This window comes from Paraburkholderia rhynchosiae (genome assembly GCF_002879865.1).
Classification (GTDB): domain Bacteria; phylum Pseudomonadota; class Gammaproteobacteria; order Burkholderiales; family Burkholderiaceae; genus Paraburkholderia; species Paraburkholderia rhynchosiae.
Genome location: NZ_PNXY01000002.1, coordinates 108,037 through 120,297 on the forward strand (window position 1 = coordinate 108,037; position 12,261 = coordinate 120,297).

Here is a 12,261-nt window from a genome sequence, read left to right on the forward strand (position 1 = left end):
AGGAGACAGGAGACACGAATGGATGATGAGGACATCGATCCGGTGCTGCTCGCCATACTGGCGCAGCTTTGGCGCGCGCAACGGGAAAAGTCCGGCGGCGCGTGGTCGCTCGCGAAGCTGTCGAAGCAGGCAAATGTGCCAATGAGCGCGCTGCGGCGGCACTTGACGGCGCTGGTCGACGGCGGTCTCGTGGACACGACGTTCAACGAGGAAGGCACCGGCACCGCGCGTCTGAGCGAGACCGGCCAGGGTCTATGCTCGGAGTTGTTCGCCGACGGCGGAGCGGCGGATGAGGACGGCGCGCCAGATGAAGAGCCGCCGCCGAGGCTGCATTAAGCCACGGCGACGCGGCAGGGTTTGACCTGCGCAATAGGGGACCCGGCGGAGAGGCGGGCGGCGGATAGACGTGCGGTGCGACGTGAACCCGCCGCCAAGGCTTCATTCAGTGACAGCGATGTAGCCCATAGTGCAATCGGCGATAACCGCTTCGCTTGTGCTCGCATCAAACCACTAACCGCAAGCCACCGACCGCTCGCCTCGCAACCGGCTCAAAGCTGACTCATTCCGCCATCCGCGATGATTTCTGTGCCGACGATAAACGCGGATTCTGGCGCGGCCAGATGCAGCACCGTCGAGGCGATTTCCTCCGGCGTGCCGAAGCGCCCGACCGGCACCTGGGCGAGAATCTGCGCGGCCGTGGCTTCGAGCGCGCTGGCGTCGAGGCCGAGTTTGCCGTACAGCGGCGTCTGCACCGGGCCTGGACTCACGACATTCACCCGCACGCCCTGCGGCAGCAATTCCGCCGACAAGGTCTTCGCGAGCGAAATCACCGCGGCCTTGCTCGCCGCATACACCGACGACGCCGGCATGCCGATATGCGCATTGATCGAACCGTTGATGATGATCGACGCGCCGCGGTTGAGCAGCGGCAGCAGCGCCTGGATCTGGAAATAGGCGCCCTTGACGTTGGTGTTGAACATCGCGTCCCAGAACGCTTCGTCGACGTCTGGGAACGGGGCGAACTTCGCCATGCCCGCGTTCACAAACACCGCGTCGAGCCGGATGCCCGCTGCACCGATCGCGGCAGCCAGTTCGCGCGCCGACGCTACTGAGCCGGCATCGTTGCGCACGGCGACGGTTTGTCCGCCGAGCGCCGCACGCGCGGATTCGAGCGCATCGGCATCGCGCCCGGTAATGACGACGCGGGCGCCTTCGTCGGCGAAGGCTTTGGCCGTGGCGAAGCCGATGCCGCTGCTGCCGCCGGTGACGAGAATCGATTTATCCTGGAAGCGAGTCATTCTGTTTCTCCGAAAAGGTTTTACGGGTTGATGTGATGCATCTTGCGCTTCCAAAGCGCGCTTGCCGTGCCATTTTCCCGATGCACTCGTTCGAAACGATCGAACGTTTCCAACCGGCCGCCTTGATACGGCTCCTGTTATGGGTGGAATAACAACGAATAATTTTTCCTCTGAAATTGACCCCGGAATATGGCCCCCTATGCTGGAGGCTTGCCCGGAGACAATCGGGCGCCGGGCGGATCCTTCAACCTTCTTCGGAGAATTGATGAAAACAAAGCTGACGCGAGCGCTGCACCAATCACTGCGCATCAGGTCTTTTCGAACCGCGCTTGTTGCGGCATGTGCCGCAACGCTCGGCCTGAGTTTGGGCTTCGGGGCTGCATTGGCGTCGGCGGCCACCGTGCAGCCGGTCGGCATCGCCTTCGTCTACCTCGGCAATCCCGGCGACGCCGGCTGGACCTATGCGCACGAACAGGGCGTGAAAGAGGTCGAGGCCAAATTCGGCGACAAAATCAAAGTGACGCGCGTCGAGAACGTGCCCGAGTCGGCGGACTCGGAACGCGTGTTTCGCGATCTGGCCTCGAAGGGCAACAAGATCGTGGTGGGCTCGAGCTTCGGCTTTCAGGACTTCGAGTTGAAGGTCGCCAAGGACTTCCCCGACACTGTGTTCGAACACGCGACCGGCTACAAGAAAGCATCCAATTTCGCGACTTACGACGTGCGCACTTATCAGAGCGCCTATCTCGCCGGACTCGTCGCGGGCTATACGACGAAGTCGAATACGCTCGGCTTCGTCGGCTCCGTGCCGGTGCCCGAAGTGGTGCGCAACATCAACGCGTTCACGATGGGCGCGCGCTCGGTGAACCCGAAGGCGCGCGTCAAGGTAGTGTGGATCAATAGCTGGTTCGATCCGGGCCTCGAAAAACAGGCCGCCGAAACGCTGATCGGCCAGGGCGCGGACGTCCTCATCCAGAACACGGATTCGACGGCCACGATGCAGACCGCCGAACAGAAGAAGGTGCATGCGTTCGGCTGGGATTCGAACATGAAAAAGTTCGGGCCGAATGCGCAACTCGGCGCGTGCGTGAGCAACTGGGGCGTGTATTACTCGTATCTGGTGCAGCAGGTGGTGTCGGGCACGTGGAACAACACGCCCGTCTGGTGGGGCTTGAAAGAGAAGGCGATCGACCTCGCGGACATCAACACCGAAGCGGTGTCGCCGGCGGCGCAAAAAGCGTTGAGCCAGAAGCGCGACGAGATTGTCTCCGGCAAGTTCAACCCGTTTGCCGGACCGATCATGGATCAGTCGGGCGCGGTGAAGGTGGCGGCGGGCAAGTCGCTGAGCGACCCGGAATTGCTGCGTCTGAACTGGTTCGTGCAAGGCGTCGACGGTTCGCTGCCGAAGTAACGCGCGACTGCAGAGCCACTAGAACCCCACTACAACCCCACTACAGCGAAAGGAGATCGCCCGTGAGTCTGACCGTTTCGAACGAAACCTCAGCCGGCGCCGCCGCCGATGCCGACGGGTTTCCGCCGCAGGGCTTGACGCCCACGCATGAGCAGATTGTGCGGCATCTGCGGCATTCGAGCCGGATAGCCGAGCGGGCGACCTTGCTGGGACATCATCCGTTCGGCGCGGTGCTGGTCGGCCCGGATCAGGAAACCGTGTTGATGGAGCAGGGCAACGTCGACACGGTCAATCACGCGGAGTCGGTGCTCGCTCGCGTGGCGGCGCTGAATTTCACGCCGGCGTATTTGTGGAGTTGCACGCTGTACACATCGGTCGAGCCGTGCTGCATGTGCGCGGGCACGATGTACTGGGCGAACATCGGCCGGGTCGTGTTCGGCATGACAGAGAAGCGCTTGCTGGAAGCGACCGGCGATCACGCCGAGAATCCGACGATGAGCGTGGATTGCCGCTATGTCTTCGATCATTGCCAGAAGCGCGTCGAAGTGATCGGCCCGGTGACCGAAATCGAGGCCGAGGTGATGGCGGTTCAGCGCAGGTTCTGGAATAGCCGCTAGCGTCGCCAGGTTCGGCTAGGTGTGCCCAAGCATCGCGACGCCGCAGAACCAGTCGCCGCCATGGGGCCGATATTTCCACTGACTGCCGTTCTGCCTGATCACGGTCGAGCATTGCTCGCCTATCACGATGCCGGGACGCGCGGCCGTGCATTGAAGCCTCGCGGTTTCAATGCGCGAAGGCGCCGGTGCCGGCGCCGATGCAGGTGCCGGCAAAGGCTTGCGCGGGCTATCCTGCTGCGCGGGCGTCACCGTATCCGCGGGCTTGACCTCATCGACGGGCGCCCCCGACGCCCCGGCCTGCACGCTCACGGTCAACCGCTGCAGCTCTTCGATACGCGTCGCGTACCACGTTCCGAGGCAGACCGTGTCCCGGCAATTGGCTTCGCGCCACGCCCACTTGCTGTCGCTGTCGGTGATGAAGCCGCGCCGGTCGGTCACTCTTCGGCGCGCTTTCCAGTAGAGTTGTCCCAACGTGTCGTCGAGCCGCGACAGCGCTGGGTCGTTGCAGATCATCTTTTCGGTCAGCGAGCGTCCCTTGTTGCAGTTAAAGCTCGTGGCATGAGCGGGCGAATGCGCGATCAGCAGCGCGGCGATCAGAACGGGGCGAAGGTTTTTCATTGCGGCTCACGCGATGCATGGTTTCTCATGCAACGGATGATCATCCGATCGCTCGTCACGCGGACGCCGGAAAAACGCGGCACTTCAGGTAAGTGGTTACAAGATATTGCCTTGAGCGGTCCAAGCGACGCCGCAATAGTTCAAGGCACGGCAACTCAAAGCGCTGATTGCGGATTTTCCTGGCATTTCGCGGGTATACCCTGATGCGCTGCTTGCACAATCTTGCCGATGTTGGGTTGGGGGGCGCACATATGACTCGCGAAGCGACATCACGCATGAAGGTGGGAGCGACGCCCGAAGGTAGCCGTTACCGGCCGGATCTGGCCGAAGAGGTGCTGGCGTCGGAGCGCAGCGTGCTGCGGTTGATTACCTGCAACACACCGCTGCCGGAATTACTGGATGAAGTCTGCCGCCGTGCGGAAGCGCTGCTGGGTGCGGGTGCGTGCTGCTCGATCCTGTTGCTCGACGAAGACGGCGTGCACCTGAAAATGGGCGGTGCGCCGTCGCTGCCGGCGCATTTCAGCGCGGCGATCGACGGTGTGCCGATCGGTCCGTGCGCGGGCTCTTGCGGCACCGCGATGCACGAGCGGCGGCTTGTCGTCGTCGAGGACATCGAGACGGACCCGCTGTGGGCGGAGTTCCGCGAGCTTGCGTTGCCGCTCGGCTTGCGCGCGTGCTGGTCGGTACCGTTCCAGAACGACGCCGGCCTCGTGCTGGGCGCGTTCGCCGTCTATCACCGCGAGCCGCGCCGGCCAACCGCGCAGGAAGAGACGATGCTGCGCGACATCGGCCGCAGCGTCGGGCTCGCCGTGCATCAGAACGCCATGGCGCAGCGCCTCGCGCACAGCGAGGAGCATCACCGGATCGTGGTCGATCATCTGATCGAGGGCATTGTCGTGCAGTCGCGCGCGGGCATCGTGCTGGCCTGCAATCCGAGCGCGCAGCGCATGCTCGGCACGGGGCCGCAGATCATCGGACGCAGCATCCGCACGGTGATGGTGCGCGGGTTTCACGAGGACGGCTCCCCCTTCTCCGAAGATGAGCGGCCCACCGCTCAGGTGCTGGATACCGGCAAGCCGATGCTCGACGTCACGCTCGCGCTCGAGCTGGTGAACGGCGAGATCATCTGGATTACCGAGAACGTGGTGCCGATCATCAAACCGGGCGAAACCAGGCCTGATGCGGTGCTGATTTCGTTCACCGACATCGGGCCCGTGCGCGAGGCGCAGCGCCAGCTCAAATTCCTGGCCACTCGCGATTCGCTCACCGGGCTCTACAACCGCGCCTATCTGACCGAGCGGATGAACAGCCTTTTCGCGCCGGGTGGTCCGAACGGCACTGGCGACCTCGCGAGCGTCGCGCTGCTGTTCGTCGATCTCGATGGATTCAAGAAGGTCAACGACACGGCCGGTCACGAGGCCGGCGACGCATTGCTGCGCAGCGTCGCCGAACGGCTCGCGGGATCTGTCGGGCCGGACGACACGCTCGCGCGAGTAGGCGGCGACGAGTTCGTGATCGTGGTCAGCGCCTGCGAGAACAACGAGCAGCTGATCGAGTTGGCGCGCCATATTCTCGATGAGATCGCGGTGCCGTTCGCCGTGGCGGATAACGAGTATTACCTGGGCGCGTCGATCGGCATCAGCCGCTTTCCCGAAGACGGCCAGGACGCGCCGACGCTGATGCGCAACGCCGACTCCGCGATGTATCACGCGAAGCAGCGCGGCCGCAACAACTTCCAGTTCTTCACCGCCGAGCTCAATCAGCAGTTGCAGCGGCGCTTCGTGATCGAGCAGTCGCTGCGTCGCGCGCTGGCCGCGGAGGAACTGAGTCTCGTATATCAGCCGATTGTGGATAGTCACGCTGGGCGGACCATCGGCGCAGAGGCGCTGCTGCGCTGGTACAACAGCGAACTCGGCAATGTGTCGCCGGCCGAGTTCATTCCGGTCGCGGAAGACGCGGGCCTGATCGTCGAAATGGGCGACTGGGTGCTCGCGCGTGCCTGCGAGCAGGCCGCGCAATGGCGGCGCACGCTCGCGCCAGATCTGATCGTGGCGGTGAACCTGTCGCCGCGCCAATTCAACGACGGTCTGGTCGAGCGGATCAAGCGCTGTCTCGAACAGTCCGGGCTCGAGCCGGCGGCGCTCGAACTCGAAATTACCGAGCGTCTGTTGATGAGCGATAGCGACACCGTGCTGCCCATGTTGCTCGCGCTGAGCGCGACGGGCGTGCGCATTTCCGTCGATGACTTCGGCACCGGCTATTCGTCGCTGTCGTATCTGAAGCGCTTTCCGCTGCATAACCTGAAGATCGACCGGTCTTTTGTGGCGGGTCTACCGGATCATCGCGATTCGATCGCAATCACGCAGGCCGTGGTGGCAATGGCCCATTCCCTCGGCATGAACGTCACCGCGGAAGGCGTGGAGACGCCCGAGCAGGCGGCGTTTCTCCGCTCGATCGATTGCGACAAGCAGCAGGGCTACCTGTACAGCCGGCCAGTCGGGGCAAGCGCATATGCCCGTGCGCTCGCGCACGCGTATGCGGCGACCTGATCTGCGCCGCGCATTGCTGCGTGCCGCGAGGCCGCGATGCCGCCAGAAATCCGCAGCAATTCGCCGCCCACTGGCAGCGGGGCACAAGGTGCAGGAGACTGAGCGTAAGATGCAACGACCTGCACGCGAGCCCTCAGGAGAGTTGCCATGGCACAGCACTTCGACGCGGTTGTTATCGGCACGGGACAGGGCGGCGCGCCGCTCGCCGTGCGTCTTGGCGAAAGCGGCCGCCGCACGGCGGTCATTGAACGCGCGGCCTTCGGCGGGACTTGCGTGAACGTCGGCTGCACGCCGACCAAGGCGTATGTGGCCAGCGCCCGCGCGGCGCACGTGGCGCGCCATGCCGCGCGGCTCGGCGTGCATGTGGGCGGCACCGTCAGCGTGGATCTCGCCGCGGTCAAGGCGCGCAAGGACAAAATCATCGGGCAGTCGCGCGACGGCGTGGAGACATGGCTGCGCGGTACGTACAACGTCACCGTGTTCAACGGCCATGCGCGCTTCACCGGTCCAAAGACGCTTGCCGTCAGCGCGCCCGACGGGAGTGTGCTGCAGGAACTGAGTGCGGACGAAATCTTCCTCAATACCGGCACCCGCGCTGTCGTGCCGCCACTCGAAGGCATCGAGCGAATCCGCTACTACACCAATTCGAGTCTGCTCGATATCGCCGAGTTGCCGAGCCGGCTGGTGATCGTGGGCGGCAGTTATATCGCGCTCGAATTCGCGCAGGTGTTTCGCCGCTTCGGCAGCGAAGTGACGGTTCTGGTCCGCGGCGATCGCGTGCTCACGCGGGAGGACGCCGACTTGGCCGAGTCCGTGCAGAACGTGCTGGCCCGCGAAGGCGTCGAATTCCGTTTCGGCTTGCAGCCTTCGCGTGTCGAGCCGCATCCGCATCGCGAGGACGAAGTGTGTATCGGCTTCGAGCAGAACGTGCCGGCGCTCGAAGCGTCACATCTGCTCTTTGCGACCGGACGTGAACCGAATACCGATGACCTCGGCCTCGCCGCCGCCGGCATCGAGACAGACCGGCACGGCACCATTGCGGTGGACGGCCAGTTGCGAACCAGCGTGCCGGGCGTGTGGGCGATCGGTGACATCAACGGACGGGGCGCCTTCACGCATACGTCCTACGACGATTACCACATCGTCGCGGCCAACCTGCTCGACGGCGGCGCGCGCACCGTCGACACGCGGATCATGGCGTACGCGGTGTTCGTCGATCCTCCGCTCGCCCGCGTCGGGCTCTCGGAAGATGACGTGCGCAAGAGCGGCCGCGATGCGCTGATCGCGACAATGCCGATGTCGCGCGTGGGCCGTGCCCGCGAACGGGGCGAAACGGAGGGCTTTATGAAGGTGCTGGCCGACGCCCAAAGCAAACAGATTCTCGGCGCGGCGATTCACGGCGTTGAAGGCGACGAGGCGATTCACACGTTCATCGACATCATGACGGCGGGCGTGCCGTATCCGACATTGCAATACGCGATGCACATTCACCCGACCATCAGCGAACTGGTGCCGACCTTGCTCGATGGCCTGAAGCCGCTGAAGTAAAACGGCGTGGCTTGCATCGACAAAGCGTCGCGGCATCGCCGATAATCGCCGGCGGCGCGGGTCGTTCGCGGGATGCAGACGGGCCGCATTCAAGCGCATTTCAAGCGCATTTAATCGTATTGCGCCGCATTCACTCGAGGAACAGCCGATGGGCAAGGGACGCGTCGAAGCCTTCAGCGATGGCGTGATCGCTATCATCATCACGATCATGGTGCTCGAAATCAAGGTGCCGGAAGGCTTCGATCTAGCCGCGCTGCGTCCGCTCTTGCCGGTGTTCGGCGCCTATGTGCTGAGCTTCGTTTACGTGGGCATCTACTGGAACAATCACCATCACATGTTCCATACGGTGCAGAGGGTCAACGGCGCCGTGCTGTGGGCCAATCTGCATCTGCTCTTCTGGTTGTCGCTGCTGCCCGCGGTCACGCATTGGGTCGGAGAGAATCATCTGGCCTCGTGGCCGACGGCAATGTATGGCGCCGTGCTGTTCATGGCGGCGATTGCATATTTCATTCTGACGCGTACGTTGATCCGCGAGCACGGCCGCGACTCGACTCTCGCAAAAGCGGTGGGCAATGACTTCAAGGGCAAGGTGTCGGTGGCGGTGTATCTGGCGGGCATCGTGCTCGCCTTTGTCGCGCCGTGGATATCGGCGGCGCTTTATGCGCTCGCTGCCGTATGGTGGCTGGTGCCGGACCGGCGTATCGAACACGTGCTGGAAGCCTGAGCGTGCTGGCGTTGAAGCTCGCGCTCGTGCCGGCTTTTCTCGCCGCGTTGACAGTGGCGGGACGCATGTGGGGACCGTCGGTAGCGGGGTGGCTTGCGGGCTTGCCGGTCGTCGCCGAACCGATCGTGCTGCTGCTGGCACTGGAGCGCGGGCCGTCGTTCGCGGCGCAGGCGTCGGCCGCGTCCATTGCGGCGATCGCCGCGTCGGAAGCATTTAACCTGGCTTACGCGTGGACCTGCCGCCGCTTGTCGTGGCCCCTTGCGTTGGCAGTGGGCATGAGCGGGTGGATGGCCGTCGCAATGTTGCTCACACATTTGCCTCGCTCGCCGGCGTTGGCGGTGGCCGCCGCCGGCGTTGCCGTGGCGGTCTCGCAGAACGGCTTGCCGCGCGTGACGGGGCACGTGCCGGCCGCGCGCCTCGCCCTCGCCGAGCTGGCCGTGCGCATGCTCGCCGGTGCGCTGCTGACGCTGGCGGTCACGACGTTGTCCGCTTCGATGGGCCCGACGTGGAGCGGTCTGCTCTCGGTGTTTCCGTTGCTTGGCATCGTGCTCGCGGTGTCGGCGCAGCGCGCGCATGGCGCGGATTTCGTCGCTTTGCTGATGCGCGGCATGGTGATCGGGCGCGGCTCGTTTGCAGCGTTCTTTGCCGTGACCGCCGCGCTGCTGCCGGGCTATGGCGTGTGGCTGAGTTTTGCGTGCGCGTCGGTGGTTTCGATTGTGGTGCATGGGGCGACGCGGCGGATGCTGGACGCAAGGCGGCCGGTGCGAGCCAGGTCGCGTGACGCTTCATCGCCTGAGACTTCGTTGCGGCAGCCGGTGGATTAAGTGGATCAATTTGCCGGCGCTTGTGTGCGACCGTCTGCGCCCGACTCGCCTCCGGTTTGCGAGCAAGCCCGAGCTTCGCGGATACTGTCGTCATGACTTCACGTGCCCAAGCTTTGCCGCCGAGCCGCATCGGCTTGATCTCCGACACGCACAACCTTGTGCGCCCGGAAGCGCTCGACTATCTCGCGGGCTGCGACGCCATCATCCATGCGGGCGACATCTGCAATCAGGCTGTGCTCGACGCGCTCGCGCAGATTGCGCCGCTAACCGTCGTACGCGGCAACAACGACACGGGCGAGTGGGCCGCATCGCTGCCGACACATGCGACGCTGACCGTGCAGCAGGTCGCGATTCTGGTCGTCCACGACATCGCCGATGTGCGTGGCGATCCGCGTAAAGATGACATCCGTGTCGTGGTGACGGGCCACTCGCACAAGCCGTCGATCAGCGAGCGCGACGGCGTGCTGTTCGTCAATCCGGGCAGCGCAGGGCCGCGCCGTTTCAAGCTGCCGGTTTCCGCTGGCATCCTGACGGTCGAAGGTGCGCGGGTGCATGCGAGATTCGATTTGCTTGTGCAATAGAAAACGGGCCGGCAAATTTGCCGGCCCGTTGCGAGCTACTTTTTTAAAACCTGATGAGCCGCGCGGCTAATTATTGTGAGCACTGCCATCGCTGCGGTTGCGGCGGCGAATGCGATTACCGCGCTATTGCCCTGTTCGCGCCATCGCGATCACCGTGCCTCCCGCAGCCCGGCAACCGGGCAAACGCGCCCCGCGTAATCATCCAATCACGCACGCGCCGTAGCGGTCGCTGCATAACCTTCGTCCATCTCTTCGGCTTCACGTTCGCCGCGCAGCACCGCGTGCGCTTCCGCGCGCGTCGCCACGCACGGGCCCGAGCCGAGCAGCGGCTTGCGGGCGGTTTCGCGCAGCGCAATCACCGAGACGATGCCGATCAGCGACGCGCCCATCAGGTAATACGCGGGCATCATCAGATTGCCGGTACGCTCGACGAGCCATGCGGTCATCAGCGGCGTCGTACCGCCGAACAGCGACACCGAAATGTTGAAGCCGATGGCCAGCGCGCCATAACGGATCTTCGTCGGGAACAGCGCGGGCAGCGCCGACGGCATCACGCCCGTAAAGCACGACAGCAGCACGCCGAGAATCATCAGGCCGGCGAACACCGGCAGCACAGTGCCCACGCGGATCAGAAGCAGGGCGGGGATCGAGAGCGCGAACAGACCCACGCAGCCGAACAGCATCACCGGCTTGCGGCCGATCGCGTCCGACAGACGGCCGGCTGCGAGCGTCATCGGCATCATCAGCACCATCACGATCAGCACGATGAAGAGGCCGTGCGATTCGTTGAAGTGCAGCGTGGCCGACAGGTAGCTCGGCAGATACGAGAGCGCCATGTAGTCGGTTACGTTGAAGATCAGCACGAGACCCACGCACAGCAGCAGCGGCTTCCATTGCTGCACGAGCAGGTCGCGAAACGATTGCTTCGGCAGCGCCTTGTCTTCGGCTTCGCGTTGCTCGGCCTGCTTCTTGAACGCGGGCGTTTCTTCGAGCTTCATCCGGATGTACAGACCCATCAGACCGAGCGGACCGGCGATCAGGAACGGCACACGCCAGCCCCACGACAGCAGCGCGTCGTTCGACAGCGTCGCGGTCAGCACGGCGACCGTGCCCGCGCCGAGCACGTAGCCGATCAGCGTGCCGAACTCGAGGAAGCTGCCCATGAAGCCCCGCCGCTTGTCCGTAGCGAATTCGGCGATGAAGGTCGCGGCGCCCCCGTATTCTCCTCCGGTCGAAAAGCCTTGCACGAGACGCGCCACCAGCAGCAGCACCGGCGCGAGAATGCCGATCGCCCCGTAGCTCGGGATCAGGCCGATCGCGAACGTGCCGAGCGCCATCATGATCATGGTCATGGCGAGCACGCGCTGACGGCCGATGCGATCGCCGAGCGGTCCGAACACCATGCCGCCAACCGGCCGTACGAGAAACGCCGCAGCGAAGGTGCCGAAGGTGGCGATCAACTGGGCGGACGGGCTCGACGACGGAAAGAACACTTTGCCGAGCGTGACAGCGATGTAGCTGTACACGCCGAAATCGAACCATTCCATTGCGTTGCCGAGCGCCATGGCGCCGACGGCCCGCTTGAGGAGAGAGTTGTCGACGACGGTGATGTCGTCGAGAGAAAGGCGTTGTTCTTCTTTGTGATGTCGCCAGAAGCCGTTGCTGGAAGCGGTCAAGGTAAAACTCCGATGACTGCGACGAAACTCATGATGCGTTCCGCCACGGTTGCTGGAAGTGCAGTTTCGCAAACGGGGCGATGGCGTCTTGCACCGCGAGGGCGAAAGAGTGGGCGCGCGTTAAAAGTGAAACGCAGCAAATGCCCATGCCTCGCGAGCCAGGTCGCGAAAAAACACTCGTCTAGATTGTGCTGACTGTTGCACCTGCGTGGCCGTGGAAGGGGGGCAGATGCATGAGGACGCGCGCGGCTGGAACCGGACCTGCGCCACTGGAAGGCTCGAAACGAAAAAGGCCGGTGCTTTATTCGCCGCGTGGGATGGCCCTCAGGACAACCTCAAACGGAGAAACGACCGACAAGCCTTCTTGTATAAAACTGTTCGATTCAGCGGACTCACGCAGTGTTGGCACATGCGAGTC

The 12,261-nt window shown here is 63.9% G+C and carries 11 protein-coding genes; 8 read left to right on the forward strand and 3 right to left on the reverse strand.

The window, feature by feature from the left end; genetic code table 11:
- Positions 1-18 precede the first annotated feature (18 nt).
- Positions 19-336, forward strand: coding sequence for a winged helix-turn-helix domain-containing protein (locus C0Z16_RS02840; protein WP_102630722.1), 318 nt, complete (start codon positions 19-21; stop codon positions 334-336).
- A gap of 212 nt (positions 337-548) precedes the next feature.
- Here C0Z16_RS02840 and C0Z16_RS02845 read toward each other — a convergent pair whose 3' ends face one another.
- Positions 549-1,298, reverse strand: a complete 750-nt coding sequence (locus tag C0Z16_RS02845) for an SDR family oxidoreductase (RefSeq protein WP_102630723.1) — start codon at positions 1,296-1,298, stop codon at positions 549-551.
- 265 nt (positions 1,299-1,563) lie between these two features.
- On the opposite strand from C0Z16_RS02845, the gene C0Z16_RS02850 reads away from it, so the two are divergent.
- Together C0Z16_RS02850 and C0Z16_RS02855 are read left to right on the forward strand one after the other, a co-directional pair.
- Complete coding sequence (locus tag C0Z16_RS02850) at positions 1,564-2,706, forward strand: BMP family ABC transporter substrate-binding protein (RefSeq protein WP_102630724.1); 1,143 nt, start codon at positions 1,564-1,566, stop codon at positions 2,704-2,706.
- Positions 2,707-2,768: 62 nt separating this feature from the next.
- The gene (locus C0Z16_RS02855; RefSeq protein ID WP_102630725.1) at positions 2,769-3,323 is read left to right on the forward strand and encodes a nucleoside deaminase; all 555 of its coding nucleotides are present in this window, start codon (positions 2,769-2,771) and stop codon (positions 3,321-3,323) included.
- 15 nt (positions 3,324-3,338) lie between these two features.
- Here C0Z16_RS02855 and C0Z16_RS02860 read toward each other — a convergent pair whose 3' ends face one another.
- Positions 3,339-3,941: a lysozyme inhibitor LprI family protein gene (locus tag C0Z16_RS02860; protein ID WP_102630726.1), complete on the reverse strand. Its 603-nt coding sequence runs from the start codon at positions 3,939-3,941 to the stop codon at positions 3,339-3,341.
- Between the two features lie 251 nt (positions 3,942-4,192).
- Between C0Z16_RS02860 and C0Z16_RS02865 the strand changes: the two genes are divergently transcribed.
- From C0Z16_RS02865 to C0Z16_RS02885, 5 genes are all read left to right on the forward strand, one after another.
- Positions 4,193-6,490, forward strand: coding sequence for a putative bifunctional diguanylate cyclase/phosphodiesterase (locus C0Z16_RS02865; RefSeq protein ID WP_102630727.1), 2,298 nt, complete (start codon positions 4,193-4,195; stop codon positions 6,488-6,490).
- A gap of 147 nt (positions 6,491-6,637) precedes the next feature.
- Positions 6,638-8,038, forward strand: coding sequence for an FAD-containing oxidoreductase (locus C0Z16_RS02870; RefSeq protein WP_102630728.1), 1,401 nt, complete (start codon positions 6,638-6,640; stop codon positions 8,036-8,038).
- A 148-nt stretch (positions 8,039-8,186) separates the two neighbouring features.
- Complete coding sequence (locus C0Z16_RS02875) at positions 8,187-8,762, forward strand: TMEM175 family protein (RefSeq protein WP_102630729.1); 576 nt, start codon at positions 8,187-8,189, stop codon at positions 8,760-8,762.
- 2 nt (positions 8,763-8,764) lie between these two features.
- Positions 8,765-9,586 carry a hypothetical protein gene (locus tag C0Z16_RS02880; RefSeq protein WP_102630730.1) on the forward strand — a complete coding sequence of 274 codons (822 nt, stop codon included), beginning with the start codon at positions 8,765-8,767 and terminating at the stop codon, positions 9,584-9,586.
- Between the two features lie 92 nt (positions 9,587-9,678).
- Entirely contained in the window at positions 9,679-10,167 is a 489-nt protein-coding gene (locus tag C0Z16_RS02885) for a metallophosphoesterase family protein (protein ID WP_102630731.1), read from the forward strand.
- Positions 10,168-10,373: 206 nt separating this feature from the next.
- On the opposite strand, the gene proP is transcribed toward C0Z16_RS02885, so the two are convergent.
- Positions 10,374-11,843 (reverse strand): glycine betaine/L-proline transporter ProP, encoded by a 1,470-nt coding sequence (gene proP, locus C0Z16_RS02890; protein ID WP_102630732.1) that lies wholly within the window; start codon positions 11,841-11,843, stop codon positions 10,374-10,376.
- Positions 11,844-12,261: the final 418 nt, after the last annotated feature.